Origin of the sequence: Bradyrhizobium sp. LMTR 3 (genome assembly GCF_001693485.1) — a bacterium.
Lineage (GTDB): Bacteria > Pseudomonadota > Alphaproteobacteria > Rhizobiales > Xanthobacteraceae > Bradyrhizobium.
In genome coordinates this window covers 63,389-80,409 of the sequence record NZ_MAXC01000053.1, presented here as the reverse complement: position 1 = coordinate 80,409, position 17,021 = coordinate 63,389, and the positions used below count along the sequence as shown (strand labels likewise).

The window sequence follows — 17,021 nt, the reverse complement described above, 5'->3', positions numbered from 1 at the left end:
GTCGATGCCATTCAAGATCATTGCCTCGCAATGCACGAGCTGCTCGGCTTGCGAGCAGGAATGTCCGAATGTCGCAATCTCGGAGAAAGGCGGCACGTTCTTCATCGACCCGAAGAAATGCACCGAGTGCATCGGCCATTTCGACGAGCCGCAATGCGTCGCGGTGTGCCCGGTCGACAACACATGCGTCGTCGACGCCTCATTGCCGCGCTACCAGGCACCGGCGTAAATAGGCTCGATCCCATGACCTTCACGCTGGCGTCCACCGCTGAAAAACTCGCGAGTTTCGTGCTGCGCGCCGATGACACCGCTGGCGCCAGCGTCCGGCTTGCCGTCACGACAGATGGTTGCCGGGATCGCACTGTCGATATAGGTGTTGCGCCGGCACCTCGACCCGGTCAGGAAGGCATCGAGCCGCAACGGCCTGAAGTTGCTTCTCAATGTCGAGAACCAGCTAATGCTTGGGGGTCTCACAATCGATTTGACCGACACCGCTGCACAGATCGAGCTGATCTTCCCAGAAGTAGGTGTGCTGCTCCAGCAGCAACGCTCCCATTAAAAGAGGAAAGCTGCCGATGAACCTCGATCGGACAGGCAATCCGCTGTCCAAGAGCGAGGGGGCGCTCATCGCGCACACGCTACTCGGCGACGGCCTTCCGCGCGAAGCCGAGGATCATCTGTGGCAGGCCGGGCTCTCCTATCACCTGGACGAGATCGCTGAAAAACACCTGCACGAAGCTCAGGCGCTGGCGCCGGGACACGCCGCCGTTCTGATCGGACTCTACCGCTTCTATTTCTACAAGGCTCGCTTGGCCGAGGCGTTGGAGGTCGCAAAGCTCTGTATTTCTAAGGCGGCGCGTGAAAACGGTCTCTCAGATGATTGGCGGCGGGTCAGCGCGACCGATGCTGCTTTCGCTTGCGACGAGAACAGTCTGTCGCGCTTCTATTTATTTTCACTGAAAGCCTACGCCTACCTGCAGATGCGCCTCGGCAATCTCGATGAAGGAAACGCGGCCGCCAACAAGCTCCTGGAGCTCGACCCGACCGACAAAATCGGCGCCAAGGTGCTCCTAGATGTGTTGGAGCGGATAGGACAGGACGATGACCGATGACATCGATGAGGCCCGCGACTGGCTAGGCAACGAGATCGACTGCGGCACCTGCACGCATCTCGGGCTCAGGGCCACTGGCGGCTGCTGCTTGATGCAAGCCTGCGTAAACGACCGCTATGCCCGCCGCATAGACCGCTTCTTCAACTGGAATCCGGCACTGGCCGACGCTTACATCACACATCCGCATTTCGAGGTGCGCGCGATCGCGGCCAGATACGCCAATCTGTTCCTGCTGCCGATGCTGCTCGACGACGCCGAGGAAACCGTGCGCTGGAACGCGGCGCGCCGCCTTCCCAAGCGCTTTGTGCTTCGGCTACGCAGCGACCCGCATCGGGATGTGAGGATGCGGGTTGCGACGTTGCTGGAAGGCGAGGAGCTGGCGCCAATGATGTCGGATCAGGACTATTACGTTCGCCTGGTGGTGGCGAGCCGGATCGCGCCGGCGCTGCTTGGGCGTCTCATGAACGATGACGAGCCCGAGGTGCGCCGCGTGGTTGCGCTCCGCATTCCCTATGACTGGCTTCTCGGCATGATCAATGATCACGATTCGAGCGTGCGGCTCGAGATCGCACGGCGGCTGTCTCCGGATTCGCTCAGCGTCCTGCGCCGCGATCCGGATTGGCGCGTCCGTTATGAGGTGGCAAGCCGCATTACGACGGACGAGCTGGCTGAGTTGGCCGAGGACGAGGACTCGATGGTGCAGGAAGTCGCCCGCGCGCGCGTGGCGATCCGGCCCGAACGACCGAGAGAGAGTGGGACATGAGCAACATCGTTCGCGACAGCGAGGTCGTCGAGCTCACCGGGCCGCCGTTCTTCAGCTTCGGCGAAAAGGTGCGGGCCAACCGGACCATCCGCAATGATGGAACCTATGCCGGCAAGGAAGTTGGCGAGATCATCGCCAAAAAGGGGGAGGTGGGTTACGTCGTCTCAATCGGCACTTTCCTGCAGCAGTTCTACATCTATGGCGTCGAATTTCTCGAAAGCGGCAACCGCGTCGGCATGAAGCGCAAGGAGCTCGAGCCGGTGCTGGCGCGCGAGGAGCTTGAGGACCTGCCTTTGCCGGAAGAGGCCGCGCCATGATCGACCCGAGGCTGCCGAAGTACCAATGGGGCCAGCGCGTCAAGGCGGCGGTCGACCTCATTAACGACGGCTCCTTTCCGGACGCACCGGCCGACGGACTCTTGATCGGCGCTGGAGCGATCGGCGAGATCGTGCAGGTCGGCAGGCATACCGAAGCGAACGTGCCAATCTATCTCGTCGAGTACGGCGAGCGGCTGGTCGGTCGGCTGTCTTGAAGAAGAAATCACAGTGCTTTGAGGGGAGCCTTTCACAATGACTGCCGCGGTGATGAGAAGAGTAGCGATCGGGATTAATCCTCATCCGAACGAGCTCGATTGCAAGCGGATCGAGCGCGCCTTGAGCTCGCGCCAGCGCTATCGCTATGTCTCGCCGACTGTCAAACCGGTGAGGGGTGGCTATCTGATCGAGAGTCCCTGCTGCTCTCACAATATCGACAAGGATGGCGGCCTCATCGACGTCGCGCTAGTTCACTATGACACGGTGAACGGCATGTGGAAGCTGTTTCGAAAAAACCACGCAAACGGAATGTGGGAGTTTTATAGCATTTACTACCGCCTGACCTCCGCAATCGAGGAATTGAACAGGGATCCCGAGCGGCTGTTCTGGCAATGAAGCTGATTTGGGAGCCAGTTATATGGGAGCCGCGATGGCGCTTGGCACAGACGAACTGATCGAAATCGGACGCGTGCTTGCGGCAGCGGAGCTTGATGCAAGCTCATTTTCCGAGCTGCGGCGCCGCTTTCCGCAGCTCGCCGTGACGCGCTGTGATGCCTCTGACGTGACGGAGCGGCCGTTCCTTAAGTTTCCGCATTTCGACCTGCATCTGATCGATGGCTGCGATCGCTGCGTGCAGATCACGACAGATCCAGCGCGGGCGATTGGCATCCTGCTGGCGGCAAGGAGTACTGGGCGGTGACCGGCGTTGGACTCGCGGGGCATCGCGACGATGGCGCAGACGCGGCCGAGGCCGATGTTTCCTTCATTCCGCTCTCCGATCCCGATATCACCTCCGCCGAGCTCTCTGCCGTTGAAGCGCTGCTGTGTTCGCCGCGAGTCTCCAATGGACCCATCACTGACGTCTTCGAGAAAGCCTTCGCCGCCTATCTTGGCCGCAAATATGCCGTTGCCGTCCCCAGCGGCACGATCGGGCTTTTGCTTGCGCTAAAAGCGCTCGGCGTCGGACCCGGGCAGGAGGTGATTGCCTCGCCTTATTCGTTTCGCGAGACGGTGCATGCTATCAGTCTAGTGGGCGCGCGGGCCGTATTTGCCGACGTCGACTATTGGTCGGGAGCCTTGGCTCCGGCCAAGGTCGAAGAACGTGTCACGGCCAACACGCGGGCGATTATAGGTGGCAACCCCAACGGCCATCCAGCGCCATGGTCGGAGCTGCGCGCGATCGCGCAGCACCATCAGCTGCCGCTCCTGGAGGATTCGACCGAAGCGATCGGATCGCGATACAAGGGCGAGCTCGTCGGCCGTTTTGGCGATATCGCCGTGTTCGACTTCGCCCAGCCACTGGCTCTGACCTGCGGTGAAGGCGGGATGGTGGTGACCGATGACATCGACTTGGCCGTTGGCTTACGTCGCCATCGCGCACATCGGCTGGATGAACGCTCCTCCGTTGTCATCAGCAGCGCAGCGCCCCACCAGGCCGGCATGAGCGATCTCACAGCTGCGCTGGGCCTTGCGCAGCTAAGGCGCCTCGAGGAAATCCTGGAGCGGCGCCGGCTCGCCGAACAGCTCTACAATGCGCATATGCAATCCTTTGAGGGTATCAAGCCGCCCTATGTGGCTCCCGATGCGACCGGGGTGAACTGGTTCCTCTATCTGGTCCATCTCGGGACGCGCTTCACGCGCTCCAGCCGCGATGCCATCGTCGATGACCTGCGCACCGAGCGGGTCGAGGCCGCCGCCTATTGCCATCCGTTGCATTTGAAGCGGCATTATTTTGATCTCGGCTATCGGCATGGCGATTTCCTGGTCACGGAGAAGATCGCCGATCGCGCCCTGGCACTGCCATTTCACACCCATCTGACCAGCGACCATATCGAGTTTATCGTGGCGACGGTGAAGGATGCGTCAATCAACATCGGCGCTGGCGCAGCAATTTATTAGAACCGAAGAATCATCAATGGGACGCAAAGGGAAAGCTTGAATGTCGACAGTCAGGGTCTCACAGTGGGACAAGATAATGGAGGTCATTCAGGCCACATCACTATTGGCGGTGCTGCAGAACCCGAAGATTCCACAGGGGGCAGACCAAAGACGGATCCTCCGACGTCCAGCAAGGCCGCAAGGAACTCTTGAGGATAGGTCCGAAGAGCGAGCGAGGAGAATGAGAAGCTCAAAACGATCGGAGCCGTCGGCTCCGAGTTGCCGCTCGCCCGCGAGCCCAAGGTGCTCGGAACGAAGACATGAACATCGAGCCCTTGGGCTTCGGCTCGGGCTTCTGCAGGCCCGGCGCTAAATAGCAGGGAAGGCAAATGAATTTCGCAGCAGGTCACTGTTCCCTGAACGGGATAGTGGTCGAGATCGGCGAGCGCCGGCCGGCCTTAGGCCGCACGATGGTTTTGGTTTTCTCAGCGCGCCGTCGGTGCCTGCCAGGAGCCGGCCGGTGAAGTTGGCGCGCTTCGGCTGACCCGTGCCGCCGTCGATGCCTTCAGGCAGGAAAACCTGACGACAGCATGAGCCAAGGGAGCACCGCGACATGGGCAGCCAAGAGATTGAGGTGTTCACCGTCTGTCAAGCCGATGCAATCGAGCGGGGCGGCGCGAAGGGCTTTAGCCTGTCGCGGATCGACGAGAGCGGCGAGAGCCGGCCGTTTCCGATTGTCGTGGTGCGGACCTTCGCAAACGACTACCACGGCTACCTCAACCGCTGCCCGCATGACGGTGTCTGGCTCAACATCGGCTCCGGAGAATTTTTCTCGTCGGACCGCGCCTTTATCAGATGCGGCCGGCATGGTGCGATCTTCGAGATCGACAGCGGGCTTTGCATCGACGGCCCCTGCAACGCAAAAGCCCTGGAGCCGGTCGCGCTCGCCGTGGTCGACGGCGACGTCTGCCTATGTGGCGTGAAGCTGGTGGAGGACAACGGGTTTCCCGATCCGTTCGAGGACAGCGATGAAACCATGGACATCATGATCCATCCGGATTAACAGGCATGATCTCATGGCCGTGGCTCAGGAGTCTTTCGGGAAAGCGCTGTCGTTCGGATGAACATTGGCGCAGGCCTGCGCCTGTCGCTGCTTTCGAAGTCGTGAGAGATCAAAGTGCCGGCACGCCGGCGGAAGTCATCCTGTAGCCCGGCATGAATGAATGGTACTGGGACACTCGAACAACGAGACGCGCAGCGATTTCGATGTTCGAGCGCATTGGCGGACTTGTGAGGACCGATCGGCCGTCGACAGCTCTTATAGCGCATGGAGGCATTACCCGAAACGGAGATCATCGGCGCCGTGCATCTGGCTGATGTCCGGGGCAGCAAGCAGGTGTTCAAGTGCTATCTCACGGAGTGGACGGCGGGCCAAGACTCGACAGGCCCGAGCAGGGCTACGCCAGCGCCATCTCAGTTTTCTCATTGGCGGCGCCGAGCTCAACCCCGCTGGTTCGCTTGCATCTGCGGCGCATTGCTGGGACGATTGCCAACGAAACCTCGCGCGCCGAACTGAACCTCCCGTTAGCAACGCTCGGCCGACTGGGGGCGCAACCACGCGGGCAATCCGGGATGATGAAAGACGGCGGCGCTTCCTAAAGACTCGCTTAGAGGCGCTGACCTCGTCCCGCTTGGCTTTTTCTTACCGTTCGCTCTTGGCCTGCGATAAGACGCCGGCGTCCCTTTAGGAGAATTGGCGGCTACCTCTCCATATATTGCTAGATCCACAACTCGCGTGCTGCGAGCGCGAGCTGCACGGTTCCACCCTGTGTACGGAGTGAGGCAGGCCGGCAAAGGGGGTGAACATCGACGCCAGCACTTTTTGGTCGGGTGAAGCCGGGTGCGGCCTTCTTCCGATGACAACCGCGCTTATGGAGGGCGCCGAGACCGAGCAAGTGCTAGTGACATCCAAGGCGCGCTTGAAACAGAGAAGGCCCCCGGCGGTCACAACGCCGCCGAGGGCTCCGTCTGGGCTGGAGGGGGATGTTTGAGCCCAGACGTAACAAGACCGTTAGGGTGAGATAACGATCCTGTATCAGGAGTTCTTTCAGACTCGCTGAAACTAGATTGGCCGTGCGTGCAGCGAGAGGGGGAACAACCCTGCGAAGTACCAATCCCAGTCACGCACGGCAATTCAAAGGGCATACCCATTGACCGTAGTCTTGTAATCGAGGTCTCCGCCCCAGGAATCAAGGCAAGCGCCTCAAGGTGTACAGCGCGAAGCGCCAGCGCCACTGGCATCGCTGATTGCGATTTGCCATTGGCGCCAGTCGGGCTCCTAGCCGGCGTGGCTTGCGATCTCGCGCAAGCCACGCTCGGCGATCACGCGCGCGCGCCTCGTCGTACGGTGCAACGCTCACCGAAAGATGGGTCGGTTCGCGCCGGATCATGCCGGTAGGCGACCACGCCTTGCTACAGCAAAGCGTCGATCTCATCAGGAAAATCGCCAAAATTGATGAGCTCCTCCAAGAAGACGACATTATAGCGATCGCTTCATTCTTGAGATGACATTGCAAGAGCCGGGCCATCCAGAAGGACCGGTATTCTCCGTCTATTTGGAGCCTCGCTGCGGAAAAGCTGGAGGCGTGAGCCCGGCTCGATCTTTGTCACGTCTGCAACAGAAGAGATCGCTGCTGTAGCAAACGTGACAGTGACTAGCAGTCGCACGTTGGCAGATTGAGAATGACCGGCGCGGACGCGCGCGTCGCGCATCTTGGTTCGAAGCTTGCATGGAGACGCGAGATGGCGGCCAAGCAAAGCGCGAGCGAGGAATATCGCGATGATGGGACCAGACTTTGAGGCCCTGATCAGGGAGGCCTTTCCGGAGGCGGAGGTGTCCGTGACAGATGTTGCCGGCAACGGCGATCATTATGGCGCCCGCATCATTCCGCGTGCCTTTACAGTTAAGAGCCGAAGCAGCATCAGATTTTGCATGCGGCGCTCAAGGGGACAATGGGTGACGAACTTCACGCGCTCGCGCTGATGACCGCGGTCCCAGGGGCGATGCACTCGGACCTGGTCTCTCTTCATTTAACCCAATCGAACGCGTGGCAGGCGCATGAACTCAGAAACGGAATTCGAGCTTCCTCAACTCTACAGGCATCACGTCTTTGCCTGCCACGTCCAGCGTCCGCCCACACATCCGCACGGCAGCTGCGGTGCAGCTGGCGCGCAAGTTCTGTGGGACAGGATGAGCAAGGCGATCGAAGCGCAAGGGCTCACCGATATCGGCTTCACGGCGGCGGGCTGTCTCGGCTTTTGCAACGTAGGTCCCCTGATGGTGATCTATCCCGATGGCGTCTGGTACCGCCCGACCACGCCTGACGATATCGACGAAATCATCGAGTCCCATCTCAAGGAAGGCAAACGCGTCGACCGCCTGGTAATGGTGTTGAAGCGGAGCTAGACGAAAGCTCGGTTAGGGCCGCCTGCGCGGGCTATCAGGTACGGCGCGGCTACACGTCCAAACGGAACGTCTCTGAAACGTCGTATTACCAGCTCGCCAGGATGATGAGCGGTGGTGACCTCACGCCTCTCTTCAAGAAATCCGTCCGCAACACCGAGCCCTTGACCTTATCGGTGTGGACTTGATCTCATCGGGATCTTCGGTGAGATGAATATTTCTGATCACGGTGCCGCGCGTAGAACGAGCCTTTGAGCTTCAAGTCCTTGATCACCGTGACGGTGTCACCCTGGTGGCGTACCGCTTGAAACCCTGGCCTTGACGTCCATGTGGTGCATTCCGCCAGTCGCGCCGAGATGAGACTTAATCGATTGCTCTTAACTTAATTCGATCGTGTCTGTCGTCACCTAATGCTCGCTCCGCCAATACTCACAGCCAGGGCGGATGCGGCGCCGGGGCCCGGCTCCCGGCGCTGAGAGAGATGATGCTTCTTCGAATCGTCAGCTCGCTCGATCTTTTTGTTTGGAACCGGTTTCCACTCTTCCGGATCGTGCTTTTGTCAGTACTTGTAGGTGATGCCGCCGCCGACCAGCCATGGGTCGATATTGGCGCGCCCGGTGACGGGAATGGCGTTGTTGACGGTGGCCGAATAATCCGGCCGCAGCCACAACTTCTTCACGTCGACATTGAGGCCCCAGTGACTGTCGAGCATGTAGTCGAAGCCGAATTGGACCGCGGCGCCAACCTGGTTGCTGATGTGCAGATCCGTCATCGCTAGCCCGGCAAACGGCGTATTGGCCGCAGACTGGTTGAAAAAGACGGTGTAGTTGATGCCAGCGCCAATATAGGGCTTGAACGCGCCGAAATCGGTGAAGTGATACTGCAGCGTCAGCGTCGGCGGCAACAACCAGGCTGTGCCGATTTCGAGCCCGTTGAGCGTCCCGGTGCCGCTGATCTGATGCTTGGTCACGCCGAGAATGAGTTCGGCGGCGATGTTCCTGGTGAAGAAATAGGTGATGTCGAGCTCCGGTATGGCCTGATCGCTGATCGAGAGCCCGGAATTCGGCGACGACAGGGGCGGGACACCGGCAACATTGACCGAGCTGCCTCCGGCATCCGGCAGCACGCCGAGCACGCGCAGGCGGACCATCCAGGGATTGAAGGGGGCGACCGGCGGCGCTCTGGTGTAGATCGACGCCGGTGCCAGATCCGCAGCCCGTACCGACATGGCGGCCCCACCGAACGCCGCCGCGAGCACGAGCAGCGACGCCATCGTTAGAATTGCTCTTGTTCTCATCAAAATCTCCATTCCCAAGTCAGCGCGGGGAGTCGCGCGACGCCTCTGTCACACCACAAGCGGGCTGGTGAATGATGTGATGCGGATCAAATCGAGCGGGTGATGGCGCGATTAAGTCGACACGTTGCAAAATGATCACTGGCCTTGCAGCATGATGACTTTTCTTCGAACATTTCGCTCTATATTTGTCTGAGCAGGATTCTGTCTGTATTGTACCTCAGCCGGCGAGCTCTAAGTCCACCAGGTTGCAGAGAGCGGTCGGAGGCTGGTATCTCGGCGACACAGTTCGTGACCTGTACAAGATAAGTCGTGGCTGCGCTGCATTGGCAACTACGCTGTTGTGTGCACTGAGGTTTACCTATCGCCGACCAATATCGCTCTGCGCCGAAGCGGCAATCTCGAAGACTCCATGCTGCTCATCCTCACCCATCACGGTTGCGAGGCAGTAACGTTCCGTTTTCCGTCAACCAACTGAATGGCTCCAGGCGGATGAGGCGTCTCTAATGCGCCAAGACTTCTACTCCGCGGACGAGGCGGTCAGCAAATTTGAGCCTAAGAAATCGGCGCTCGCTCAACTTGCTTGCCTGCTTGTCGATCTACCAAAAGAGACAAGTGCCAACGCAGCGGAGTCGAAAAGGCCCGCTCTGATTGGGATGGCGTGGTACTCGAACGGACGATTTGCCGCGATTGAAACGTCCATAGAATCAATTGAGGGCATGCTGCTGAGGCTTGAAGAAGTCGATTGATAACGCAAACGCTAAGGCGCACGGCGAGACAGCGGTGCCCGACGCTCTGTGTTGTCGAGCAGGGCTCTTAAGAGTGCACCAGCCGGCATCGGACGCGCCGACCGCCCTTGGATTGCGGACGGAGAATGTGCGGGCATTCGTCGCCAGACTAGGGCAAGCGCAAAAGCTCGCCCTGTCGTTGCCCGCTCCACAACGCGCTAGTTATTGCCAACTGGAGGTCGGCCGTGCGCGGCGTGTTGGCGTACTTGTCCCGCCAGCTTTTTTAAACCGCGAACTCCTCGATCGGTGAGGGGCGGCGAGTCACCATGGCTCTGCCGCCCCATACCCTGAATTTATTCTCGCCAGCTCGACCCGATGGCGTTCCAGTTAGGCGGTTCTTGCCCGAGAATGTTGCGAACGAAGAAGTCCAGGAGCTTGAGCTTGCTGTAACTGCCTGGTGCTCCGTGATCTGCGCCGGGCACCACAAGCCAGTCGAAGTATTTTCCCGCCCTGATGAGCCGGTCGGCAAGCTGGAAAGTAGAGGACGGATGGACATTGCGGTCCGTTTCGCCGACAATGAGCAGCAGCTTACCTTGCAGTCTGTGGGCGTTGTCGACGGCGGAGGATTGAGAATATTCGATGCCGACTGGCCAACCCATCCACTGTTCGTTCCACCAGATCTTGTCCATCCGGTTGTCGTAGGGGCCACTGTTCGCGACCGCTACCTTGTAAAAATCAGGATGGAAGAGCAGCGCACTCACCGCGTTCTGCCCGCCGGCGGACGTGCCAAAAATGCCGACGTTCGAGATATCGTTACCAGGAATACTTCGCACTCGCCGCCTTGTGCCACAGGATTCTATCGGGAAAGCCGGCGTCCTTCAGATTTTTCCAGACAACGTCGTGGAACGCGCGAGAGCGGTTGTTCGTACCCATTCCATCGATCTGAACGACAATAAACCCGAGCTGTGTGAGAGGCTCGACGAAGGCCGAGAAGGACTTGGGAACGAAGGAACCAGTCGGGCCGGCATAGATATACTCCACGACCGGATATCTCTTGTTTGGATCGAAGTTGATCGGCAGGTGAATGATACCCCATATATCAGTTTCACCGTCCCGCCCCTTGGCATGGAAGCTGAGTGGCGGTTGCCAGCCGGCCGAGATGAGTTCGGAGATCTCGGCGCTCTCGATCTGCATCAGCTCGGCATTATCGCTGGCTCGGTGCAGCGTCAAGCGCGGCGGGACATCGATGCGAGACCACAGGTCGACATAGTAGCGGCCGTCGGGCGAAAACTCGATGTGATGATTGGCCAGCTCAGGCGTGAGCGCAGTCAGTCCCGTCCCGTCGAAGTTGATGCGGTAGGCGTGGACGAAATAAGGGTCCTCCGCTGGGTTCATCCCGCTCGCGCCAAACCAGATCTGGCGCTTGACCGGATCGACGTAATAGACGGTGCGGACCACCCAATCTCCTCTGGTGATCTGGTTTTTGAGTTCGCCGGTCCGGCCATTGAAAAGGTAGAGATGCTCGTATCCATCGCGCTCGGATGCCCAGATGATCTCCTTTCCATCTTCAACATCGTAGCGGAAGGTCTTTCCCGTGTGACGCTGATCCGTTAGATGCTGGTAGTCAATGAACGTCTTGCTCCGCTCATCAATCAAACAGCCCACCTTGCCTGTAGCAGCTTCCACTTCCACAAGGCGATAGACCTGATGTCCGCGCTGATTATATTCGAAGGTGAAGCCGCGGCCATCCTTCCACCAGCGGATCGGCGAAAGACTGTAGGGATTTGGGAACGAAGCATTGTCGATTGCGATCTGGCGCCGACTGACGATATCAAACAGCACCGGCTGGTGCAGTGCCAAGGTATCACCCGCCTTCGGATACGTCATCGTCCAATGTTTCGGTTGAAGCTGGTCCCTCGGTGATGATTCGAGGTAATGGACCTGCCGTTTGTGCCCTGGACGGATGCGGTAACCCGCGAGGTGACGCGAGTCTGGAGACCATCTCAGCGTCGACAAAGCATAGTAGTTGGTTTCAGATCCGTCCCAGGTCAAAGGGATGCCCCGAGAGCCATCCCTGCTGCGCAGGAACAGGTTGTAGTTCTTAGAATAGGCTAGCCATTTGCCGTCAGGCGATACGCTTGTCTTCTCTCGATTATTTTCCGCGGGTGGCGTGCGGTCATAGCTGTACTGATAGGCTTCGGGTGGCATGGTATTGCTTGTGCACGCATCGCTTACAAGGTCGCAGCTCCACCGGGTATTCCCGATGTTGAAGGTGATCCTGCCAGCATCTTCGGCCAGCTTGAACGGTCGAAGGGCAGATTGTCGGCCTTATAGTCCTTGTGGCTTGCCCTGTTCAGCGCGGCCGCGAGGCGGGTGTGATCAAAAACCGGCTGTTTTGTGCCCGTGGCAGCATTCACGAGAATGAACTGATGCTTGCCTTTAGTCGTCCGCCGGTAGACGAAAGACTCACCATCTGCGCGCCAGAACGGCACGTCGGGGACATTGATAGTGAGCTTTGCATATTGGTCACCGATCGTGAGCGCTCGCTTGTAATCGGAGAGCTGCAGCTGATTTGCAACGCTATCCGTCGGAGCACTCGCGGCAGTGGACCCCTGCTGAACCAATAGAGCAAGCGTCAAAACGCCGAACTTGTACATGGACGGTTACCTCTCCTGATTGTCTGGCGTGAAATACAAGCGTTGACTTCCCGAGTGTTGTGCGGCTGCGTTCAGCGTATACTCCAAAGACCCGCACCGGACTTCTGCGCGTAAAACGCCGTGAACGCTGCTTCCAATTCCCTAGGCGCTCGTGGTGTGCAGAATCGATGCCAACGGAGCGCGATGCGCATTTCCCGCGTTTCTCGATTTAGTATGTCATCTACGCGACAAAACGTTGGATGTTGAACCAAGCCGCGCGTCTACGATCAAACACGAACCCCATGCCATTTATAGATTACTGTCGACATCAGATCGACCACGCTCGCGTCTACGCCACTTGACTCGTTATAGATATCGCCCGGCTTTTTCTGCCAAGCACGCTCGCCTTCAGGCTGCGATCGTCAAGGATGAGAAAGGCGGCGATGGGAAATGGACCTCGTCGAAACAGCCAGCATTTCGCCGTGCGGCGTTCGGCGCGCGTCGGCCTTGGTGTAGAAATGCGGGCATCCGGCCTTCAGACAGAGCTGAACTAAAATGATCGTGTTCGCCTCGATCGCAATCACGCGGAGCGATTGCAGCATTTTAGCGAGACTTCAGCTTCGCTGGGGAGCGGAATCAGTGTCGTCCTTCAGGTACTTCAGCATGTTGTTGCAGGCGTCCTCGGCCTCCGCGAAACTTTGGAGGGGCGAGCCGAGGACCTTGATCGCGCCACGGTCCTGGTGAAGCGGACGCCACGACGCGACGTAGCCCAGCCTTCCGCGAAAGCCAAGACCGGCGGGGCTCTGGAAGCTGATCACGAACGAATAGTGGTCGCTGCTTGCGCTCCATATCTCTATGTCTTCGACGGCAGGACGGAATTGCAGGGGCATCAGATTTCGTTCGCTGGGCCAGCCCGAGAACCAAACTGCTGCTGGCCGGCGCCGGGCAGGGTCAATGCAGCGCAGCACTCGCCGGCAAATTGCTGGTCAATCCATGCCATCGTTTTCTTATATCCACGGCCGGACGTAGGAGCATTAACGTCAGGCTTCGGCGTACATTGTAACAATCGAACTCCACGGACTGCTAGACCGTATGCCTGAGGAGGCCGGAGGCCTATGGCCTGTAACGAGGCCACTTCGCCTCCACATTGCACGGCAATAATATGGATGTCTTGCGGAGGGCACCTTGCGGTAAATCAATCCGGAGCCCTCGCACCAGACTTTCGCAACCGCTGTGTGACCGACTTGAGTGGTCCAGATTAACCCCGGCGCTATCCTATGGGCGGAAACACACCCGTGGGACATCGACTTCATCACCACGCCGATGACCGATAGCTTCGATCCCTCCATTTTCCCATTCCACTGGGACGGGCAGGCCGGCCGTCAGAAGTGTCGCAGTCCGTTGCAAACACCTCTTCTGGTCGCACACGCTGCAAGGCGCTCGCTCGATCAGGCAAACCGATCGAAATGGTGGCTTCCATCGGTAAACCTTCGTATAGCAGGTCCCCTCTTTTCTATACCGATCGTCCACCTCCGTACAATTGAACATGTCCTCGAACTGGTTAGCTATCGGAGGTTGTAGAGTGTAAACGGCAAATTCCTCCGCGCTCGCCGAATGGATTGATTGCACGATGCAAAGCCGCAGTAGCGAAGTGCTTTTCATGATAGGTGGCAGCATAAACCTATGTTCGGCAGCTCGGCCTATCCCTCCTGAGATGGTCAGCGCCTTGCTCCAGTATAATTGGCACACCATGAAGCTTGGCCCTAAACAACTAGAGAGGTATGTTTCTCGGCCTTTCCCGGTCGGGGACGACGCTCGCGCGTTTACTTCAGCAGCGCTCCGATATTGCACGCCGCCTGGACCGCTGCTTAATGCTGGGAATTGAACCGTTCGGAGAGTGGACCACGACATCCGGCAGGAATGCCTTTGATGCTGGGCGGGACCTCCGAATCAGTCACGATGATGAGCCGCCGTTTTCTGATGCAGCTTGCACCAGTACTTGGTAGCAGCGGGTATTTCCAGCCAAACGGGCGTCCGGCTCATCGCAACAAAGAGATATCGCAAGGTTGATACATTGCCAAATGTAACTGAATCGATTGTGCCCGGGGCACGCGCGCTAGAGGCAAACGATCGAGATCTTGGTTTAGATTTCGCGAAGGGAGTGCTTATCACTTTGGTGATCGTCGGTCACCTGATCCAATATGTCGTCTACCGAGATGAAGGCTTCTGGGAGTCGCCATGCTTCAAATGGATTTACATGTTTCACATGCCACTCTTTATGGCGATAAGCGGATATCTCTCTTGGGGAGCGCTCTTACGAAGGCCGTTCACTCGAGCCATCGGTGATCGTGCGATGCAGCTCTTCTTGCCCATGCTGTTTTGGTACTTTCTTCTGAAGACCGCCAAGTTGGCCGTATTAAGCTCGTCCGCCAGCGAACCAGGCAGCGTTTTGCAGTGTCTAAAGGATTCCGCCGGCACATACTGGTTCATCTGGGCTGCTTTTGTTTCTTTCCTTCTCGTCAAAATTCTTTTGATTTTCAATCATCGTTCGCCCTGGATCTTATTCGTATCAGTCATACTAGTCGTACTTGCACCTCTGACATTTTCCATATCACCTCTCATCAAGTACACGTTTCCGTTTTTCTGCCTAGGAGTATCGTTTGCTCAGTCGAGAGAATGGTGGACGAGCATAACGCGATCTCACAAGCCGTTCATCATCATGTTTCTTTCCATAGCGGCTTTGGTGTGCTTTCTAGCCTGGGGCAAAGACACTTACATCTACAACAATCTCGCCCAAGTGCAGGATGTGCAGTCGGCAAAAAATGTAGTTCTGATGCTTCTTGGCTCCGCAGCGGCCTCAGCGATCATGATCGTGCTCGTCCTCCAATGCTGGAAAGTTGGCCGCTCAAATCGAGTGACCCGCTTCATCACCGTGAAACTGGGACAGAGCACGTTGCTGCTATACTTGATACAAGGTGCGGTCTTTCGTCTCATGGATTCGATCCAGTACGGGGAACTTTGGGATCTCACGACTAGGTTGGCCGTCGCGGGAATTCTTGGGGGAGCAATTGTTGCCATCGCGCTGATCATACACTGGATCGTGCGCGACATTCCCTATCTAGCTCAGCTCGTTCTTGGATCGCCACCACGCTCGGCTCGTTTAAAGTATCAGCCCGCAGACAACTAGCTGCAGCCGAGATCTGAATTCTGGCCCGGCTCCTGGGTCTCCTCGCAGCCTCTGCCATTGTGGTGACGTGATAGACCTGGTTCACGTGTGTCGTTATGGCGCCGCAGCACGCCGTCCGCCGCGATATGGATCATCGCCGTCGTCATAACTTCTCAGTCCCACCTTGCGGTCAACGCGCGTCCGACAGCCGTTAAGCTCGATCTCGATGACTTCTGCCCCCCGCGCGCGGCGGAGTCGAAGACGGCGGCGTCAACGCCGAGAACCGGCGTAGAGGTGATCTCTAGAGGAACACGCGCCGGCACGGCGTCCCCGCCCAGTCGGCCTTAGCGCGCTAATCGGCGCCACGTGAACAATTCGCTTGCAGACAAGGCGTTGCGCCGCGCCGTTATTGACACCAAGCGTGGCCCGCCACAGCTCTCGGCAATGATCCGCTGCTTTTCTTCCAACACAACAGCGTCGTGCGCCCGTCGAAACAACCCGCAGTCAGGGAAAGCTTCGAAATAGGCCGTATGAATTAGTCATGCGCCCTATGTATTCACTATCGATCGCACCGATAAGGCGGCCTTCGCCGGAGCGATACGGAGAAGCTCAAAAAGTCGACGCCGCACCGAGCCAATGGGATGCCTTGTGTACGCGCCCGGTACGCGACTGCGAGAACGACTGCGGCTCGCCGAAGCCGGAGCAGATGACTCGAACTATTTGTTCTAGGGACGGTTACTTCGGCACGCGGGGATGCTTCGTCCAAAATGCGGAGCTGATAGTTGTTATCAAATCAGGACAACAGTTCATAGATGGCGGGAGCTCAACATGGCCTTTCCCACCCAGGCCTGCTACGATCGGACCGCCGCGTCGCCCTCAGCCCATTTCAATAGCGACAGTTCGGCAGAGAACCCTGGACCGAACGCAGCCAAGATCCCGTATGATCCTGGCGCCTGCTTCTCATGTTCAAGCACGTGATCTAAAACGAATAATACAGTTGCGCTGGACATATTTCCATGGCGTCGAAAAGTCTCATAGCTGGAAATGAAATCCTTAGACGATCTCCCGAGACCCCGCTCAAAACCTCCAATACCCTTCTCCCGCCCGGATGAAAGACTAAGCTCTTCACCTGAGTAAGATGGATGCTATCTGCCGCTAGCAATGGTGGCAGCGCAAGTGGCATCAATTCGCTTATGATCGATGGAACGCGCTTTGAGAATACAAGTTCAAATCCGAAGTCGCCGAAATGCAAGCCCATTCCAGGACTCGTGTCCGGGTAAAGCAAGCTCGTACTTCTCACAATTCCAACTTGCCCGCGCCCCCTTCAGCTGGGCCAACATTAGCTACCGCAATGAGGAGTATCGTGCTCGGCTGGACGTTCTTTATCGAGCTGGATTACGAGTGCCACGTGTCCGTCTTTTCCATCAATTGCTAAAGCTGGTAGTTGA

Annotated in this window: 15 protein-coding genes and 2 pseudogenes; 12 read left to right on the top strand and 5 right to left on the bottom strand. The window is 58.1% G+C overall.

Annotated features, from left to right (window positions below; translation table 11 throughout):
* Positions 1-4: 4 nt before the first annotated feature.
* The 10 genes and pseudogenes from LMTR3_RS32625 (at position 5) to LMTR3_RS32575 (ending at position 7,752) form a co-directional block, all read left to right on the top strand.
* A complete protein-coding gene (locus tag LMTR3_RS32625; RefSeq protein WP_065749072.1) occupies positions 5-229 on the top strand; it encodes a 4Fe-4S binding protein in 225 nt (74 codons plus the stop codon).
* Between the two features lie 346 nt (positions 230-575).
* Positions 576-1,112 (top strand): tetratricopeptide repeat protein, encoded by a 537-nt coding sequence (locus tag LMTR3_RS32615; protein ID WP_065749070.1) that lies wholly within the window; start codon positions 576-578, stop codon positions 1,110-1,112.
* On the top strand, positions 1,102-1,875 hold the full coding sequence (locus LMTR3_RS32610) for a 4Fe4S-binding leucine-rich repeat protein (protein WP_065749069.1): 774 nt from the start codon (positions 1,102-1,104) through the stop codon (positions 1,873-1,875). The genes LMTR3_RS32615 and LMTR3_RS32610 overlap by 11 nt, the downstream gene beginning before the upstream one ends.
* A complete protein-coding gene (locus LMTR3_RS32605) occupies positions 1,872-2,192 on the top strand; it encodes a nitrogen fixation protein NifZ (protein WP_065749068.1) in 321 nt (106 codons plus the stop codon). The genes LMTR3_RS32610 and LMTR3_RS32605 overlap by 4 nt, the downstream gene beginning before the upstream one ends.
* Positions 2,189-2,429: pseudogene (locus tag LMTR3_RS32600) on the top strand (nitrogen fixation protein NifZ). The gene LMTR3_RS32605 and the pseudogene LMTR3_RS32600 overlap by 4 nt, the downstream one beginning before the upstream one ends.
* A 15-nt stretch (positions 2,430-2,444) precedes the next feature.
* On the top strand, positions 2,445-2,804 hold the full coding sequence (locus LMTR3_RS32595) for a DUF3024 domain-containing protein (RefSeq protein ID WP_065749067.1): 360 nt from the start codon (positions 2,445-2,447) through the stop codon (positions 2,802-2,804).
* 34 nt (positions 2,805-2,838) lie between these two features.
* Positions 2,839-3,108, top strand: a complete 270-nt coding sequence (locus LMTR3_RS32590; RefSeq protein WP_065749329.1) for a DUF6129 family protein — start codon at positions 2,839-2,841, stop codon at positions 3,106-3,108.
* Positions 3,109-3,173: 65 nt separating this feature from the next.
* Positions 3,174-4,307 carry a DegT/DnrJ/EryC1/StrS family aminotransferase gene (locus tag LMTR3_RS32585; protein WP_245320108.1) on the top strand — a complete coding sequence of 378 codons (1,134 nt, stop codon included), beginning with the start codon at positions 3,174-3,176 and terminating at the stop codon, positions 4,305-4,307.
* Between the two features lie 592 nt (positions 4,308-4,899).
* Complete coding sequence (locus LMTR3_RS32580; protein WP_065749065.1) at positions 4,900-5,349, top strand: Rieske (2Fe-2S) protein; 450 nt, start codon at positions 4,900-4,902, stop codon at positions 5,347-5,349.
* Between the two features lie 2,055 nt (positions 5,350-7,404).
* Positions 7,405-7,752: a (2Fe-2S) ferredoxin domain-containing protein gene (locus LMTR3_RS32575; protein WP_065749064.1), complete on the top strand. Its 348-nt coding sequence runs from the start codon at positions 7,405-7,407 to the stop codon at positions 7,750-7,752.
* Positions 7,753-8,308: 556 nt separating this feature from the next.
* Here LMTR3_RS32575 and LMTR3_RS32570 read toward each other — a convergent pair.
* Complete coding sequence (locus LMTR3_RS32570; protein ID WP_502686691.1) at positions 8,309-9,046, bottom strand: OmpW/AlkL family protein; 738 nt, start codon at positions 9,044-9,046, stop codon at positions 8,309-8,311.
* A 503-nt stretch (positions 9,047-9,549) separates the two neighbouring features.
* On the opposite strand from LMTR3_RS32570, the gene LMTR3_RS32565 reads away from it, so the two are divergent.
* Positions 9,550-9,792, top strand: coding sequence for a hypothetical protein (locus LMTR3_RS32565; protein WP_065749062.1), 243 nt, complete (start codon positions 9,550-9,552; stop codon positions 9,790-9,792).
* A 332-nt stretch (positions 9,793-10,124) separates the two neighbouring features.
* Here the strand turns inward: LMTR3_RS32565 and LMTR3_RS40145 are convergent.
* The 3 genes and pseudogenes from LMTR3_RS40145 to LMTR3_RS32550 form a co-directional block, all read right to left on the bottom strand.
* A pseudogene (locus LMTR3_RS40145) lies at positions 10,125-12,428 on the bottom strand (S9 family peptidase).
* A 401-nt stretch (positions 12,429-12,829) separates the two neighbouring features.
* Positions 12,830-13,009, bottom strand: a complete 180-nt coding sequence (locus LMTR3_RS32555) for a hypothetical protein (protein ID WP_065749061.1) — start codon at positions 13,007-13,009, stop codon at positions 12,830-12,832.
* Positions 13,010-13,021: 12 nt separating this feature from the next.
* Positions 13,022-13,297 carry a hypothetical protein gene (locus LMTR3_RS32550; protein ID WP_065749060.1) on the bottom strand — a complete coding sequence of 92 codons (276 nt, stop codon included), beginning with the start codon at positions 13,295-13,297 and terminating at the stop codon, positions 13,022-13,024.
* Between the two features lie 1,184 nt (positions 13,298-14,481).
* Here LMTR3_RS32550 and nolL point away from each other — a divergent pair.
* Positions 14,482-15,594, top strand: coding sequence for a nodulation factor fucose acetyltransferase NolL (nolL, locus tag LMTR3_RS32545; RefSeq protein WP_176722052.1), 1,113 nt, complete (start codon positions 14,482-14,484; stop codon positions 15,592-15,594).
* Between the two features lie 830 nt (positions 15,595-16,424).
* Here nolL and LMTR3_RS40440 read toward each other — a convergent pair.
* Positions 16,425-16,664 carry a 3-oxoacyl-[acyl-carrier-protein] synthase III C-terminal domain-containing protein gene (locus LMTR3_RS40440; RefSeq protein ID WP_084029950.1) on the bottom strand — a complete coding sequence of 80 codons (240 nt, stop codon included), beginning with the start codon at positions 16,662-16,664 and terminating at the stop codon, positions 16,425-16,427.
* Between the last annotated feature and the right edge of the window lie 357 nt (positions 16,665-17,021).

Excerpts from the sequence above, each read along its gene's own strand:
- LMTR3_RS32610 (WP_065749069.1), top strand. The coding sequence starts at position 1,102 with ATGACCGATGACATCGATGAGGCCCGCGACTGGCTAGGCAACGAGATC.
- LMTR3_RS32580 (WP_065749065.1), top strand. The coding sequence starts at position 4,900 with ATGGGCAGCCAAGAGATTGAGGTGTTCACCGTCTGTCAAGCCGATGCA.
- LMTR3_RS32605 (WP_065749068.1), top strand. The coding sequence starts at position 1,872 with ATGAGCAACATCGTTCGCGACAGCGAGGTCGTCGAGCTCACCGGGCCG.
- LMTR3_RS32550 (WP_065749060.1), bottom strand. The coding sequence starts at position 13,297 with ATGCCCCTGCAATTCCGTCCTGCCGTCGAAGACATAGAGATATGGAGC.
- LMTR3_RS32555 (WP_065749061.1), bottom strand. The coding sequence starts at position 13,009 with ATGCTGCAATCGCTCCGCGTGATTGCGATCGAGGCGAACACGATCATT.
- LMTR3_RS32575 (WP_065749064.1), top strand. The coding sequence starts at position 7,405 with ATGAACTCAGAAACGGAATTCGAGCTTCCTCAACTCTACAGGCATCAC.
- LMTR3_RS32625 (WP_065749072.1), top strand. The coding sequence starts at position 5 with ATGCCATTCAAGATCATTGCCTCGCAATGCACGAGCTGCTCGGCTTGC.
- LMTR3_RS32615 (WP_065749070.1), top strand. The coding sequence starts at position 576 with ATGAACCTCGATCGGACAGGCAATCCGCTGTCCAAGAGCGAGGGGGCG.
- LMTR3_RS32570 (WP_502686691.1), bottom strand. The coding sequence starts at position 9,046 with ATGAGAACAAGAGCAATTCTAACGATGGCGTCGCTGCTCGTGCTCGCG.
- LMTR3_RS32590 (WP_065749329.1), top strand. The coding sequence starts at position 2,839 with ATGGCGCTTGGCACAGACGAACTGATCGAAATCGGACGCGTGCTTGCG.
- LMTR3_RS32595 (WP_065749067.1), top strand. The coding sequence starts at position 2,445 with ATGACTGCCGCGGTGATGAGAAGAGTAGCGATCGGGATTAATCCTCAT.
- LMTR3_RS32565 (WP_065749062.1), top strand. The coding sequence starts at position 9,550 with ATGCGCCAAGACTTCTACTCCGCGGACGAGGCGGTCAGCAAATTTGAG.